Source organism: Bradyrhizobium yuanmingense (assembly GCF_900094575.1).
Classification (GTDB): domain Bacteria; phylum Pseudomonadota; class Alphaproteobacteria; order Rhizobiales; family Xanthobacteraceae; genus Bradyrhizobium; species Bradyrhizobium yuanmingense.
This window is the reverse complement of sequence record NZ_FMAE01000008.1, coordinates 76,172-90,885: the sequence shown is the minus strand read 5'-3', so window position 1 is coordinate 90,885 and position 14,714 is coordinate 76,172. Positions and strand designations below refer to the sequence as shown.

General features: G+C 65.5%; 12 protein-coding genes. 5 read left to right on the top strand and 7 right to left on the bottom strand.

Annotated elements, in window-relative coordinates:
* Window positions 1–3: 3 nt before the first annotated feature.
* A complete protein-coding gene (locus GA0061099_RS27830; protein WP_036027737.1) occupies window positions 4–369 on the bottom strand; it encodes a hypothetical protein in 366 nt (121 codons plus the stop codon).
* 89 nt (window positions 370–458) lie between these two features.
* Window positions 459–1,634, bottom strand: coding sequence for an MFS transporter (locus tag GA0061099_RS27825; RefSeq protein WP_074448151.1), 1,176 nt, complete (start codon window positions 1,632–1,634; stop codon window positions 459–461).
* Window positions 1,635–1,821: 187 nt separating this feature from the next.
* Between GA0061099_RS27825 and thrS the strand changes: the two genes are divergently transcribed.
* The 3 genes from thrS to GA0061099_RS27810 all read left to right on the top strand — a co-directional run bounded on the left by thrS (window position 1,822) and on the right by GA0061099_RS27810 (window position 5,853).
* The gene (gene thrS / locus GA0061099_RS27820) at window positions 1,822–3,864 is read left to right on the top strand and encodes a threonine--tRNA ligase (protein ID WP_050996028.1); all 2,043 of its coding nucleotides are present in this window, start codon (window positions 1,822–1,824) and stop codon (window positions 3,862–3,864) included.
* 92 nt (window positions 3,865–3,956) lie between these two features.
* Window positions 3,957–4,520: a nitroreductase family protein gene (locus GA0061099_RS27815; protein WP_036010490.1), complete on the top strand. Its 564-nt coding sequence runs from the start codon at window positions 3,957–3,959 to the stop codon at window positions 4,518–4,520.
* A 64-nt stretch (window positions 4,521–4,584) separates the two neighbouring features.
* Window positions 4,585–5,853: a serine hydrolase domain-containing protein gene (locus GA0061099_RS27810; RefSeq protein ID WP_036027746.1), complete on the top strand. Its 1,269-nt coding sequence runs from the start codon at window positions 4,585–4,587 to the stop codon at window positions 5,851–5,853.
* Here the strand turns inward: GA0061099_RS27810 and GA0061099_RS27805 are convergent.
* From GA0061099_RS27805 to GA0061099_RS27790, 3 genes are all read right to left on the bottom strand, one after another.
* Window positions 5,839–8,301, bottom strand: a complete 2,463-nt coding sequence (locus tag GA0061099_RS27805) for a putative bifunctional diguanylate cyclase/phosphodiesterase (protein WP_036027750.1) — start codon at window positions 8,299–8,301, stop codon at window positions 5,839–5,841. The genes GA0061099_RS27810 and GA0061099_RS27805 overlap by 15 nt on opposite strands.
* A gap of 986 nt (window positions 8,302–9,287) precedes the next feature.
* On the bottom strand, window positions 9,288–9,527 hold the full coding sequence (locus tag GA0061099_RS27795) for a hypothetical protein (RefSeq protein ID WP_225185566.1): 240 nt from the start codon (window positions 9,525–9,527) through the stop codon (window positions 9,288–9,290).
* 317 nt (window positions 9,528–9,844) lie between these two features.
* A complete protein-coding gene (locus GA0061099_RS27790; protein WP_036029640.1) occupies window positions 9,845–10,918 on the bottom strand; it encodes a hypothetical protein in 1,074 nt (357 codons plus the stop codon).
* Window positions 10,919–11,165: 247 nt separating this feature from the next.
* On the opposite strand from GA0061099_RS27790, the gene GA0061099_RS27785 reads away from it, so the two are divergent.
* The gene (locus GA0061099_RS27785; protein ID WP_036015237.1) at window positions 11,166–12,239 is read left to right on the top strand and encodes a patatin-like phospholipase family protein; all 1,074 of its coding nucleotides are present in this window, start codon (window positions 11,166–11,168) and stop codon (window positions 12,237–12,239) included.
* Here the strand turns inward: GA0061099_RS27785 and GA0061099_RS27780 are convergent, their stop codons facing one another.
* Window positions 12,240–12,668, bottom strand: a complete 429-nt coding sequence (locus GA0061099_RS27780) for a CBS domain-containing protein (RefSeq protein ID WP_036015240.1) — start codon at window positions 12,666–12,668, stop codon at window positions 12,240–12,242.
* Window positions 12,669–12,856: 188 nt separating this feature from the next.
* Entirely contained in the window at window positions 12,857–13,675 is an 819-nt protein-coding gene (locus GA0061099_RS27775; RefSeq protein WP_036015285.1) for a rhomboid family intramembrane serine protease, read from the bottom strand.
* 449 nt (window positions 13,676–14,124) lie between these two features.
* Here GA0061099_RS27775 and GA0061099_RS27770 point away from each other — a divergent pair, with 449 nt between their 5' ends.
* Entirely contained in the window at window positions 14,125–14,679 is a 555-nt protein-coding gene (locus GA0061099_RS27770; RefSeq protein ID WP_036029643.1) for a PAS domain-containing protein, read from the top strand.
* Window positions 14,680–14,714: the final 35 nt, after the last annotated feature.

The window sequence follows — 14,714 nt, the reverse complement described above, 5'->3', positions numbered from 1 at the left end:
ATATCAGTTCCTGGGCAGCTTCGGAATGCTCTCGGCAAAGCCGTTGAAGCAGGCCAGCCGCTCGTCCTCTTCCTTGACGAAGCGGCAGTCGGCATAGCCCTTGGCCTTGGCCGGCTTCGGCTTCGGCGCCGGCGGGATCACGGCGTCGTAGCAGTTGAGGCGATCCTTGGTGCCGTCGTCGATTTCGAGGCAGGTCTGGAGGCGGACCGCGATCGATTGCGGCTTGCCCTTTGGAGCGGCGACAGCCTCCTTGGCGCCTTTCGGCTTGACCTGCACCAGCGGCTTGTCCCCCACCATGGGTGGCTTCTCGGTCTGCGCAAATGCGGAGGCTGAATAGAGCACCGCGGCAACCGCCAGAATCATCCTCATCTCAGTCAACTCTCTTTGATCCCCACGCCGGCCTTCTACCGCTCCCGCGCGAGGTTTGCCAAGCGCCTTGCGCGCACGACCTGCTGCGTTCAGGCGGTGGCGGCAGCCGCCCGCCTGGGCCGGGTCACGACCACCAGGATCAGTGCCAGCACGACGAAACCGACCGCGACGAAGCCGAGCGTGTGCAGGAGCTCGCGGGCGAACAGCAAGCCGCCGACCGCGGAGCCGACCGCCTGGCCGATATAGAGGACGGATGTGTTGAGGGCGACGGTGGCCGACGCCAGCGGCGGCGCAGCCGCGACCAGCCGCACCTGCTGCATCGAATTGGTCGAGGCGAAGCCAAGGCCCCAGATCGTCACCGCGCCCGCCATCATGACGAGCGAGCCGGCGCCGAGGGCCCACCCGCTCATCCCGGCAAGCAGCAGGCAGGTGAACAGCAACGAGGTGCGATAGGGCCCCGCAGTGTCGACGATGCGGGTGGCGACGACGACGCCGAGGAAGCCGCAGATCCCGTACAGCGCGAAGACCAAGCCGATCGCATCGGGGCCGGCGCCAGTGAGCTTGTTGAGCAGCGGGCCCATATAGGTGAACACGACGAACTGCCCCGACATTTGCAGCATCGTGATCGCGAGCAGCAGCAGGATCGTCCTGCTTCGGCCGACGGCGGCCCATGTCTTCAGATCGACCGGTGCGCCCTGCAGGCCCGCCGGCAGACGCAGCAGCAACAGCAGCAAGCTGACGCAGCTGAGCGCGCCGACCCCGCCATAGGCCGCGCGCCAGCCGTAGCGGCTGGCGATAAAGGTGATGAGCGGCAGGCCGACGGCGGCTGCGAGCGACCAGCCGAGGAAGAGGTACGCAATGGTGCTGCCGCGCCGTTCCGCCGGCACGATCAGCGCAGCCGTGCCGGCCGCCTGCGGCGTATAGAGCGAGCCGACTGCGAGCATGGCGAGCCGAATGATCAGCAGGCTGGTGTAATCGGGCGCAAGCGCGGAGGCGAGATTGCCGAGTGCGAGCACCGCCAGCGTCGTGGCGAGCAGGATCCGCCGTTCGATGCGGCTGGTCAGCCACGCCGTCAGCGGCGAGCCGACGCACAGCGTCACCGCGCCGAAGGTGATCAGGAGCCCGGCCGCGTGGATGCTGATCCCGAGCCCCGCCGACAATTCCGGCAGCATGCCCGCCGGTGCCAAGACCGAGCAGCCGGTCACGAGATTGCCGAGCATCAGGGCGGTTGGCGCGAAACGGCCGGCGGCTGGGGCGCTTTTCATGCAAACGCATGTAGCGGCGGCCTGCGACCGGTTAAAGGGTACAACGTCAAATAGTTGCGGGCTCCGCCCCCGGATTTGCGCGCCACTTTCTTGGAAATGCCGGATTGCGCAGGCCGAATCGCCTGATATATCGCTCGTTCCCGCTTACCTGCGCTCGTTCGCAGGAGTGAGCCCCAGGAGAAAAGCAATGTCCGACCAGCCCAAATCCGAGTCCGGCTTCCAGTACAGCCTCTCCAATTTGAAGCCCGTGACCCCCGCCGCCAAAGTCACCCTCACCTTCCCCGACGGCGCCAAGCGCCAGTTCGACAAGGGCATCACCGGCCTCGATATCGCCAAGGGCATCTCGCCGTCGCTGGCCAAGCGCACGGTCGCCATGGCGCTCGACGGCGCGCTTGCCGATCTCAACGATCCGATCGAGGCCGACGCTAGAATCGAATTCGTCAATCGCGACGACCCGCGCGCGCTCGAATTGATCCGGCACGACTGCGCACACGTGCTGGCCGAAGCGGTGCAGACGCTGTGGCCGGGAACCCAGGTCACGATCGGCCCTGTGATCGAGAACGGCTTCTATTACGACTTCTTCCGCAACGAGCCGTTCACGCCGGAAGACTTTGCCGCGATCGAGAAGAAGATGCGCGAGATCATCGCGCGCGACAAGCCTTTCACCAAGGAAGTCTGGGACCGCGAAAAGACCAAGCAGGTGTTCCGCGACAAGGGCGAGGCCTTCAAGGTCGAGCTGGTCGACGCGATTCCCGGCACCGAGCCGATCAAGATCTACTACCAGGGCGACTGGTTCGACCTCTGCCGCGGCCCGCACATGACCTCGACCGGCAAGGTCGGAGGCGCCTTCAAGCTGATGAAGGTGGCCGGCGCTTATTGGCGCGGCGATTCCAACAACCCGATGCTGACGCGCATTTACGGCACAGCCTTCGCCAAGCAGGAGGACCTCGACGCTTACCTGAAGCAGATCGAGGAAGCCGAGAAGCGCGACCATCGCAAGCTCGGGCGCGAGCTCGACCTCTTCCACTTCCAGGAGGAAGGTCCGGGCGTCGTGTTCTGGCATCCGAAGGGCTGGACCATCTTCCAGCAGCTGATCGCCTATATGCGCCGTCGCCTGACCGGCGATTACAGCGAAGTCAACGCGCCGCAGATCCTCGACAAGGTGTTGTGGGAGACCTCGGGCCATTGGGGCTGGTATCGCGAGAACATGTTCGCGGCGCAATCGGCCGGCGACGAGGCCGAGGACAAGCGCTGGTTTGCGCTCAAGCCGATGAACTGCCCCGGTCACGTCCAGATCTTCAAGCACGGCCTGAAGAGCTATCGGGACCTGCCCTTGCGCCTCGCCGAGTTCGGCGTGGTGCATCGCTACGAGCCCTCCGGCGCCATGCACGGCCTGATGCGCGTGCGCGGCTTCACCCAGGACGACGCGCACATCTTCTGCACCGAGGATCAGCTCGCCGAGGAGTGCCTGAAGATCAACGATCTGATCCTGTCGACCTATGCCGATTTCGGCTTCACCGGCGACCTCACGGTGAAGCTCTCGACCCGGCCGGAGAAACGCGTCGGCACCGATGCGATGTGGGATCACGCCGAGCGCGTAATGGCGACGGTGCTGCGCGAGATCCAGTCGCAGAACAATCACATCAAGACCGAGATCAATCCGGGCGAAGGCGCGTTCTATGGGCCGAAGTTCGAATACGTTCTGCGCGATGCCATCGGCCGCGACTGGCAGTGCGGCACCACGCAGGTCGACTTCAACCTGCCGGAGCGGTTCGGCGCCTTCTACATCGACCATGACGGCGGCAAGAAACCGCCGGTGATGGTGCACCGCGCGATCTGCGGCTCGATGGAGCGCTATATCGGCATCCTGATCGAGCACTATGCCGGCAACTTCCCGCTCTGGCTCTCGCCGGTGCAGGCGGTTGTCACCACCATCACCTCGGAAGGCGACGAATACGCCAAGGTGGTGCTGGAGCAGGCGCGGCGCGCCGGGCTTCGGGCCGAGATCGACCTGCGCAACGAAAAGATCAACTACAAGGTCCGTGAGCACTCGCTGGCCAAGATCCCGGCCCTGCTCGTGGTCGGCAAGAAAGAGGCTGAGACGCATTCGGTCTCGGTCCGCCGGCTCGGCAGCGACGGCCAGAAGGTGATGACCACGGCCGAGGCGATCGCCGCCCTGGTCGACGAGGCGACGCCGCCGGATGTGAAGCGAATGCGCGGCGCCGCTTGATCCTGAAATCGATCTAAATTCGCTTCCGGTTGCGGGCGTGCATGCTTATCTCGGCATGGCACGCCCGCCGACCATTTGAAGAGGATATCGCAGTGCCCGATGCCATCGAACTCCTGAAGACCCGCCGCTCGGTCAAGCCGCGCGAGATGACGGGGCCCGGCCCGTCGGCGGCCGAGCTCGAGACCATCCTCACCATCGGGGCGCGCGTGCCCGATCACGGCAAGCTCGCGCCCTGGCGCTTCATCATCTTCGAGGGCGAGGCCCGGCTACGTGCCGGCGAGGTGATCGCGCGGGTCTTCGCCAGGAAGAATCCGGGGGCGCCGGCGGCCGACGTCGAGACCGAGCGCAAGCGCCTAATGGACGCACCGCTGGTGATCGGCATCGTCAGCTTCACCAAGCCGCATCCGAAGGTGCCGGCGTTCGAGCAGGAATTGTCGGCGGGCGCCAGCGCCATGAACATCGTCACCGCCGCCACCGCACTCGGCTACGGCGCCTGCTGGCTGACCGGCTGGTTCTCTTTCGACCGCGACGTGCTCGACGGCCTCGGCCTCAAGCCGGATGAGAAGCTCGCCGGCTTCATTCATATCGGCACGCCGACCAAGCCGAACGAGGACCGTCCGCGCCCGTCACTTTCGGACATCGTGACGCGATTTTAATCGATGTTGTGTTGACGCATCGAGCCTCTTGCGGCTTTGATCCCGCCGAGGGAGGAAGGTGCGGATGAGACGCCGTGAATTTCTGGTCGGGGCCGCGATGCTCGCCGGCACGATGGCGCGAAGCCGGGCCGCGGACATCCCCGCCCCCTCGCCCGACGGGCTCGACCGCATCACCGCGTACTTCGACAATGAGGTGGCAAGCGGCCGGCTGCCGGGCGCGGTGATCCTCGTTCAGCAGCACGGCAAGCCGGTCTACCTGAAGTGCTTCGGCGTGCGCGACACCAGGAGCGGCGTCGCGATGACGCCGGACACGATCTTTGCCATCCACTCCATGACCAAGCCGATCACGTGCCTTGGCGCGATGATGCTGATCGACGACGGCAAGCTTGCGCTGACCGACCCCGTATCGAAATACGTCCCGCTGTTCGCCGGGACCAAGGTGGGCCGCGAGGTGACCCTGCCCGGCGGCACGGTCGAGCTGGACCTCGACCCACCGGACCGCCCCGTCAACATCGAGGATCTGCTGCGGCATACTTCGGGCATCAGCTACGATTACATCGGCAGCGAATGGGTCGAGCACGCCTACAAGATGGCCAACATTTTCGCGGGCCATTTCGACAACAGGGAATTCGCCGATCGCATCGCCAAGCTGCCGCTGGCGCGGCAGCCCGGAACGCTGTGGCGCTACGGCCATTCCACCGACGTGCTCGGCAGCGTCATCGAGATCATCTCGGGCCAGACGCTGTACGACTTCCTGAAAGCCCGCATCTTCGATCCGCTCGGCATGAACAGCACCAAATTTACGCTCGCGACCGAGGACGAGCTGGCGCGGATGGCGCGGCCGCTGCCGAGCGACTCAATCCTGCTCGCCGGCGAGCGCGACCGCCTGGACCATCCAGAATGGCAGTCGGGCGGCGGCGGCCTCCTCTCGACCATCACCGACTATCAGCGCTTCTCGCAGATGCTGCTCAACGGCGGCGAGCTCGAGGGCAGGCGCTATCTCAGCCCCGCCGCGTTCAAGGCCATGACGACCGATCAGATCGGGCCGGGCTCCGGCGTCGGACGCGACTATTTCTATTTTCCAGGCGACGGCTTCGGCTACGGCTACGGCCTTGCGGTGCGCACCGATCCCGGCAATGCAAAACCGCCGCCGCCGGGCTCGCTCGGCGAATTGAAATGGGACTCGGGGAGCGGCACCTATTTCGGCGTCGATCCCAAGCTCGACATGGTCTACGTCATGATGCAGCAGACCCAGAACGAGCGCGGCCGCATCACCCCCGCGTTCAAGGCGCTGGTCTACGATTGCTATCCGCCCGCGTTACGCCGCCCGTGAGGTGCGCTGGCCGAAATCGGCGAGGAGCTTTCCGAGCTCGGCCGCCGGCCGCGCGGCGCTGAACAGAAATCCCTGCACCTCGTTGCAGCCTTCGGCGCGCAGCCAGTCGAGCTGATCCTCGGTCTCCACGCCCTCCGCGGTCGTGGTGATGTTGAGGCTGCGCCCCAAACCCGAGATCGCGCGCACGATCGCACCGCAGTCGGGCCGCTCAGCCAGATCCTTGACGAAGGAGCGGTCGATCTTGATCTTGTCGAACGGAAAGCTGCGGAGATAGCTCAGGCTGGAATAGCCGGTGCCGAAATCGTCCATGGAAATGCCGACGCCGAGCTCGCGCAACTGGTGCAAGGTGGCGACATTGGCGTCGGTCTCGGCCAGGAAAATCGACTCAGTGATCTCGAGCTCGAGCCGCTTCGGCGACAGGCCGGACTGCGCTAGGGCCGAGATCACGACCTGGACCAGGTTGCGGCTGCGGAATTGTGCCGGCGACAGGTTGACGGCGACCTTGACGTCGACGGGCCATTTTACCGCCTCGGTGCAGGCTTCGCGCAGCACCCATTCGCCGAGCTGGGTGATCAGGCCGATGTCTTCGGCGACGGGGATGAACTCCGCAGGCGAGATCATGCCCTTGTCCGGATGACGCCAGCGCAGCAGCGACTCGAAGCCGGAGATGCGGTCAGAGGCGATCGACACCAGCGGCTGATAGTGCAGCTCGAACTCGCCGTTGGCGAACGCCCGGCGCAGATCCAGCTCCATGTCGCGGCGCCTCTGCGCCTGGAGGTCCATCTCACGCTCGAAGAAGTGGTGCACGCCGCCGCCGTCGGCCTTGGCCCGGTACAGCGCCATGTCGGCATTGCGCATCAACTCTTCCGGCGTGGTGCCATCGCCCGGCGACAGCGCGATGCCAACGCTGGCGCCGATCACCATCTCCTGTCCGTCGACGTCGTAAGGCGCCTTGAGCATGTCGATCAGCAGGGAGGCACAGGCGCTGGCCTCGTTCGGCGAGACGTCGGCAGCCAAGATGACGGCGAACTCATCGCCGCCGAGCCGCGCGGCGAGATTGGTGCCGCGGACCGCTATGGTCAGGCGCTCGGCGACCTGCTTCAACAGGCGATCGCCCACCGGATGACCGAAGGAATCGTTGATGTTCTTGAACAGGTCAAGATCGATGTAGAGCACGCCGACCCGTTTTCCCGCGGCCTGGTCCAGCGCCTGCTTCAGGCGCTCCTGGAAGTGCTCGCGGTTCGGCAGGTCGGTGAGCCCGTCATGATGGGCCATATAGGCGATGCGCGCTTCGGCCTTGCGTCGTTCGGTGATGTCGACCACCGCCACCAGATAGCCGTCGCGCTCGTCGAAGGCGACGCGACGGCCGAAGGTGAGCACCTCGATCTCGCTGCCGTCGGCGCGCAGGTGTCGCCAATTGCGCGAGGAGTGGTAGGCGTCGCCGAGGCGCTCCAGCGCCGCGGCGTGGCTGTCCCACTCGTCCTCCGGCCATATCTCGTGCAGCTTCATGCGCAGGAAGGTCGCGCGGCTGTAGCCGTAATGCTGGACCGCGGCGTCGTTGACGCTGAGGAACTCCTTGGTCTCTGCGTCGAACACCCACATCGGCATTGGATTGTTGTCGAACAGGAGGCGGAACGAGGCATCGCGCCGCTTCAGGACGGTGACATCGGAGATGGTCAGCGAGACCACGTCGGCAAAGGCCGTGGCGCTGAGCCTGAGGTAGCGTCCCTCGCTCTCCAGCTCGAGCTGCTCGCAGCGGCTGCCCGAAACGGCCTTGAGCAGGAATTCCATCACCTCGGGGAAAGCCAGCAGCGTGCCGCCTTCGCCGATCCGCCGCCACAACAGGCTTGCGCCTGCAACCTTCAGCAGCTCACCCGCGCTCTTGTTGTGGTGCACGACCTGAAGGTCGAACGGCTTGCCGGCGGCATCGCGCAGCGTCGCCAGGAAGACCACCGCGTCGTCGGTCGCGGAAAAGATGGCGTCGAGGAGATTGTATTGCGCGCCGCGCTCGTTGACATAGGCGCCGATCAGCGTCGCGCCCCAGCGCGAGGACGTCGGCAGCGCCAGCACGTCGTAGGTCCTGACCATGCCGTCGCGCACGCAATGCGCGCTCGCCCGGTGCGGCCGTCCGGCCGCCAGCGCGCTCGCCGCCGCTTCCGACAGCGCCGTGGCGCAATCGGGCGACAGCTCGGCTAGGGGAATGTCCCAGCGCTCCTCGCCGAGCCATTTCTGCACGTAGCGTCCGCTGCGCGACAGTTCGAGCACGCCATCGTTCTTCAAGAGCGCGATGTGGTCGGCGAGCCGTCCGAGACTGCCGAGCATGACGTCCTCGTAACGCGGCAACCGCTCACCCGGCTTCAACGCCGCACGCCATTTGCGCTGAAGCACCGGGATGTCGTCGAACATTTCGGCGGCCGGTTTGCCCGGCATCTTCTTCGCGGCAGTCATTGCAGTCCCCAACGCACTTTCCCGCCGCATCCAATGCAGGCGCGCTTAACGACGTGTAAAAAGCGCGCAGGCGTGGGTTCCATTCGGTGATTATGACAGTTTTAAGTCAGGTGTTGGTTAGTGGGCGTTAGAGACTGTGACGGTTGCGCGAAGGCGATGCTCTCGTGTCCCGGACGCGACGCGTAAGCGGTGCGGCGCAGAGCCGGGGCACGAGAGCGGAGCTTTGGCGCGCACCTGCCTCAACACCTTCATTGCGAGCGCAGCGAAGCAATCCAGAATCCCTCCGCGGATACATTTCTGGATTGCTTCGCTGCGCTCGCAATGACGGAGTGTGTGGTGGGCAGCGCCGTTCTTCAATTCGCATTTCGCTCGCGGACACGCTTCCGCATCCTCGCGGCTCATTTCGCCCGAGCTTTGCCTGTCGTCCGACCCTCAATTGAAAGAGGGCGCAGGGAAGACCGGGTGCCGGCCGGGCACCCACGGTCCACTGTGCGAAAGGTGGCAACGAAGAATTTGCACAGCGGCATACAGGTGAAGCCAAACATCCGGCCTTCCCTGCGCAGTGGCTTTACGGCTTATGTCGTGCTCTCCCCGGGGAGCGATGCACTATTGCCCCCGTCGCCTTGCGGATGGCTGACGCGTGGGCCCGGTTGGGCCGCTCACATCATCACAAGACTTGGCGCACAGACCCCGGGCGCCAGGACCACACGATTTTGCCGTACGCCGATGACACCGGTCGTATGCGCGAGGTCTTTGCTCACGGCTCTCCGCCCTGCAAAGCCTTTCGCGCCAACGCCATCAGCGTCCACCGCCCCTCGGCCCGCGTTCGTGACGATCGCGATACGCCCCTCTTCCTTGGGCCGGGTTGCGCGAGACATACGCGATTTCCGAATTTCGGTAAAGCGGAATATTTTGGGCCGTGTGCGTTGACCTAGCGCTCGCGTGTTTTGCCCGTCGGGCAACGCAAGGGATGGTGGCCTACCCCGCTAATCCTCGCTGGAGGCCGCCGAGCGGTTGCGCAAATAGGCCTGGGACAGCAGGAAGAACAACGCGCGTTCGCCCTGATATTTGGCGGACGGGCGCGTGCGCGCGAAGCCGTCGGCAAATATCTTGCCGGACTGGTCGCACACCTGCCACCGCCAGCCGAACCGCTTGCGCCTGGTGAGGATCACTTCGAACATGTCGACAAGCCTGGTCCCCTGCTCCATGCCGGTCCTGCAAGGCATGAGCCTGCTCCGGCTTCCCCCGTTGGACGGACGCCAGACATATAGCGCAGCAGGATGGAAAGAGAATAAAATTGATTATCGGAAATACGTACCGTCCACGATCGTAAGCAAGACGCGCTGCTGCTGGAATAAGCCGATGCCGCCGGTGTTTGCTGGCCCCTGCACGTAATGATGACGCTACCAGTGTTCACAACAGAACACAGAGAGGGGTCCGAGGTTACCTGGCAGAAACCCACTGACGGTGACGGTAACAGAAGATGCACATCCGTGCGCGCGATGAGAATCGTCGTGCCGGAGCCTCTCGCCGCCGGCTGCCCTTAGCGCGCGATGACCTCGACTTCGCCGTCGACGCCGTTGACGACGTTGAATCCGCGCTCGTAGACCTTGCCCTCGTTCTTGGCGATGGCGCGGTACTCGCCTTCGGACAGCACGACGCGCGGGAACGCGCCGATCGATTCCTTGATGACGTCGCCGCCGGGGGTCAGCACCGACCAGGCGGTGTTGGCGAGCGCCTCGCCGCCCCTGTCGCTGACCAGCTTGAGCGTGATGACGGCGGCGCGGTGGGTGATGGTGACGTCGGTGAGCTTGCCGGCCTGGACGCGGATGTCCGAGCGCACCACCGAATTGGCATCGCCGTAGTTGGAGACGATGTAATAGGTGCCCTCCGGGATCAGCACGACGTCGCCGGCGGCGACGTTCGGCACCAGGGAAGCGCGCTCGCCGGATTCGAACTGGCTGCCCTTGTAGATCGCGAATGAGATCTGGTTCTGCGGAATGCGGCTGGTGCCGACGCGGCCCTCGATGCGCAGGCCGCCGGCCGGCAGCACGAAGGATTCGCGATTGGTCTCGGACTTCAGGCTGACGGTGCGCACCGCGCTGACGAGGCCGAAGGCGACGTGGACGACATAATTGCCGGGCGGCAGCACGATGTTCGGCGTCCCGCTGCGGTCCTCGCGGATCAGCTTGAAGGTGCCGTTCTCGTCGGGCCGGTCGGCAAACACGCGCCAGACCAGGCCGCTGGTGATCGGGGCCGAGTCCTTGCCGTACTTCGCCGTCAGCGACAGCACGCCCTGTCCGGGCACGGCCGCATTCAGCGGGGCGGCGGGCGGCACGGTCGAGACAGCGGGCGGTGGCATGCTCGGGGTCGCCGGCTGCATCAGGGTCGGCGGCAGGCTTGGCGGTCCCGCGCCCAGCCCGGAGGGCGGCGCCAGGCTGACAGCGTTGCCTGGGTCGGGCACCGAGGCCGGCGGTACCGGCGGCGGACGATCCGAGAAAAGCTGCGCCTGGGCGGCATTTCGGCCGGAAGTAAAGAGGCATGCGGCAAGGACGAGCGCCGGCAGCAGCCTGCTGCTGCGCCGCCATCCGCTGATGCCGTCACCCCCGCGTGTCATGGTCCCTGCTTTTCACCGAAAACGCGGCAAATTCAAGCCTCTGAAACCCCAGGGAATACGGCCCTGGACCTTCGGTGGAACCGGCTTGACGGTTGCGTGATTAGCCCCGTGGCAACCGGCCCTCGCCATATTCCTGCCCCGTGCCCTTTCCAAAGCGGCATAAACCATGCTTCGCGCCTGATATGGCGGAGCGCAAGTGCGATGCCTAGTCTGACGATGCGGGCTGGCCCGGCGTAGGAGAGTTTCGGTGCTGGACAGATTGAAAGGCCGGGGCGCGAACGGCTCGAACGGCGAGAAAGTGGGCGAAAAAGTCGGCGAAAAAGTTGGCCTGGGCAGCATCCGCCGGCCGGTGATCGGCCTTGCCCTCGGCGGCGGCGCGGCGCGCGGCTTTGCCCATATCGGAATCCTGAGGACCCTGATTGCCAATGGAATCGTGCCCGATGTCGTGGTCGGCACGTCAATCGGCGCCGTGGTCGGCGGCCTCCACGCGGCCGGCCGGCTCGATACGTTCGAGGAATGGGGGCGCAGCCTGCAAGGGATGCGCAACATTCTCGGCTATCTCGATATCCGTCTCAACGGCTCCGGCCTGCTCGGTGGCGAGAAGCTCGCGACCCGGCTCGAGGAGGCGATCGGGCAGATCCTGATCGAGGACCTGCCCATCAAGTTCGCGAGCGTCGCGACCGAGGTTCGCACCGGCCACGAGATCTGGCTGACGCGCGGCCGCGTGGTCGATGCCATGCGCGCCTCATACGCCCTGCCCGGCATCTTCGCGCCCGTGCTGATCGGCGACCGCTGGCTGGTCGACGGCGCGCTGGTGAACCCGGTGCCGGTCTCGGCCGCCCGCGCGCTCGGCGCCGAAATCGTCATCGCCGCAAATCTTTCCAGCGACATCTTCACCCATTCCACCACGATCTATTCGCACGGCGCAGTGCCCGCCCCGGTCGTACCGGTGGCCGAGGAGCCGACGGCGAAGCGGCGCTTCCCGCGCCTGTTCTCGCCCGAGAAGACGATGAAGCGCGAGTTCTTCGGCGGTAACGGCCGGCCCGGCATCTCCTCGGTGATGGTGGACGCCTTCAACATCATGCAGGACCGCATCACCCGCGCCCGTCTCGCCGGCGATCCGCCCGACATGCTGATCACGCCGCGGGTCGGTCAGTTCGGCTGGTTCGACTTCCACCGCTCCGAAGACCTGATCGCACATGGCACGCGCGCTGCGGAGCGTGCACTGGAGTCCATCCAGGAGGCGATCCACGTGCTGGCGCCGGCGCCCGCGGGCATCGCGCCGAAAGCGGACGAGCCGAAAGCGGGAGACTTGGCCTGATCAGGCAGTCTTGATGTAGTCGCGCAGGGCTTCCTGCTCGCTCTCGTATTCCTGGACGCGGCGCTTGACGATGTCGCCGATCGAGATCAGGCCGACCACCTTGCCGTTGTCGATCACGGGCAGATGACGGAACTTGCCGGTCGTCATCATCTCCATGAGCTCGGCGACGGTGTCGGTCTCCTTGCAGGTCACGACCTTGCGGGTCATCACCTCCGAGACCGGCGCCTCCAGCACGCCGGCGCCGCGCTCGCCGAGCACGCGCACAATGTCGCGCTCCGACAGGATGCCCTCGAGCCGGCTCTGGCTCATCACCAGCACCGCGCCGATCTTCTTCTCGCCGAGCAGCTTGATCGCGTCCGCCAGCTTGGCGTCGGGCTCGACGCTCATGATCTGGTGGCCCTTGGTGTTCAGAATGGAACGTACCGTCATCGTCGCCTCCCTGAATCCGAGCCGTCCGCCTTTGGCGGTTCGGACTTGTTCGCGAGTCTTCAACTAACAGTTACAGCGCCGGTTTCACGCTCGTGCGCTTTGCGAAGCATCGCCGCTAAGGACGTGTCGCTTCGGAACATTCTTCGCGGGAATGATGGATGAATTCGGGCCGCGTCGCAAGCGCCGCTTCAGATACGGTCTGAAACGTCCCGTGATGACGCATCCGCAGCATCGCTTCGCACGCGCGGCACGGGATCGAACAGCGCGAACAACAGCAGGCCGGCGAAGAAGCCGCCGATATGCGCCTGCCAGGCCACGCTCGTGGTTTCCGCATCGACCCCGATCGCGCCCACGCCGAATATGATGTTGATGCCGAACCAGACGGCGAGGAAGCCGACCACCCGCCCGTCGCGGAGCGCGCGGGACAGCGGCAGCGCCGGAACTTTCGCGGCGGTATCGGCATCCGATCGGCTGAACGACAGGAAGCTGCCGCGGACGAAGGCAAAGCGGATTGCGGCCGCCATCGCGCCCGACACCGAGGCCGAGGCGCCGATCATCGGCGCCACCGCATGCTCATGGGTGATGAGATGGGCGAGCGCGCCGGCCGCCGCCGTCACGGCCAGGAAGACGAAGAACCTGACGGTGCCGAAACGCCGCGCCAACGCGCTGCCGAACGGCAAGAGCCACAGCACGTTGAAGCCGAGATGGGTGAGATTGGCGTGCAGCAGCGAATAGGTGACGAAGGTCCAGACCTTCGCCCCCGCCCCGCCCGGGATCTGCAGATTGAGCAGCGAGGAATCGTAGCGCTTCGGGATGAAGCCGAAGACGTCGATGGTCCAGTTCTCGAGCTCGGGCGGTAGCAGCACGTGCAGATGGATCACCGCCAGCAGCAGGATATAGGCGGTCAGCGCCGGAGGCAGCGTCAGGATCGGCTCGCGCGGAGCCTCCACGACGGCCGGCGGGCCCGGCTCAGGACCTTGCGGCGACGAATCTTGCGGGGAATCCAAGGCAGCTTCGCTTTCGGGCGACATCGGGGCGACAGACTTGGAGATAGGCGCCTTTGCCGTCCCTGCGCAAGTGCACAAAAGGAAAAGGCAGGGCCGAAGCCCTGCCTGTCCGTGTCGGTCTTCCGGTGGCCGGAGAGATAAGGCGTATCCCCACCCCTCCCCGTGGCCCGTGACCAAACTGTTTGACGCCCTGTACAGGCCCCGCCGAGAACCTGGAGAAAAGCGGCGAGGCTTGCGACCGCGGTCACCATAGCAGGCGCGCGGCCGGCACGAAGCTCATAGTTAATTTAACGTTAACGGCGTAAAGGCCGGCCCAAGAAGCCTGAAAACGCGCCGGCGGCATGGACGCTGCAAATCCCCTCCTGCACAACAACAGAAGGGATCGCGGGTGCACTGAAGCGGGACAAGTCTGTCCCTTCGAGGTTGCACCCCGGGGCGAGCGTTCAGTCATGAAACATCCGTCGAGCCGCGCATTCTTCGCGTATTGGGACAAGAAGCGCGGCACTGCACGGGCTCCTGACCGGGCCGACATCGACCCGGCCGCGGTCCGCGGCCTGCTCGGCGACATCTTCGTGCTGTCCTGCGAGCCGAACCTCGGCTTCCCGTTCCGCGTCGCCGGCACGCGCGTCTGCGCGCTCGCAGGAACCGACCTCAAGGACCGCAGCTTTGCGGCGCTGTTCACAGAAGCAAGCCGCAGCGAGATCGAGGAGATCACGACGATCGTCGCCGACGAGACGCTGGGCGCGATCGCCGGCGTCACCGCCGCGCGCGAGGACGGCAGCAAGGCGCATCTGGAGCTCCTGCTGCTGCCCTTCAACGCCCGCCCGCATACGCCGGTCAGCGTCACCGGCGTGCTCGCGCCGTTCGACGACGAATGCGGCACGTTGTCCGCCTTCACCCTCACTTCCTGGCGCTACCTGCACCAGCCGGAGAAACTCCTGCCGCGCGCCATCCGCAAATTGCAGATCGCGCGCGGGCTGATGGTGTATGAGGGGCTGCGATAGAGCCCCTGCAGACGTGCGGCGATCCTGCGATGGAT

Excerpts from the sequence above, each read along its gene's own strand:
- GA0061099_RS27780 (WP_036015240.1), bottom strand. The coding sequence starts at position 12,668 with ATGACGGTACGTTCCATTCTGAACACCAAGGGCCACCAGATCATGAGC.
- GA0061099_RS27830 (WP_036027737.1), bottom strand. The coding sequence starts at position 369 with ATGAGGATGATTCTGGCGGTTGCCGCGGTGCTCTATTCAGCCTCCGCA.
- GA0061099_RS27805 (WP_036027750.1), bottom strand. The coding sequence starts at position 8,301 with ATGACTGCCGCGAAGAAGATGCCGGGCAAACCGGCCGCCGAAATGTTC.
- thrS (WP_050996028.1), top strand. The coding sequence starts at position 1,822 with ATGTCCGACCAGCCCAAATCCGAGTCCGGCTTCCAGTACAGCCTCTCC.
- GA0061099_RS27825 (WP_074448151.1), bottom strand. The coding sequence starts at position 1,634 with ATGAAAAGCGCCCCAGCCGCCGGCCGTTTCGCGCCAACCGCCCTGATG.
- GA0061099_RS27810 (WP_036027746.1), top strand. The coding sequence starts at position 4,585 with ATGAGACGCCGTGAATTTCTGGTCGGGGCCGCGATGCTCGCCGGCACG.
- GA0061099_RS27795 (WP_225185566.1), bottom strand. The coding sequence starts at position 9,527 with ATGCCTTGCAGGACCGGCATGGAGCAGGGGACCAGGCTTGTCGACATG.
- GA0061099_RS27790 (WP_036029640.1), bottom strand. The coding sequence starts at position 10,918 with ATGACACGCGGGGGTGACGGCATCAGCGGATGGCGGCGCAGCAGCAGG.
- GA0061099_RS27770 (WP_036029643.1), top strand. The coding sequence starts at position 14,125 with ATGAAACATCCGTCGAGCCGCGCATTCTTCGCGTATTGGGACAAGAAG.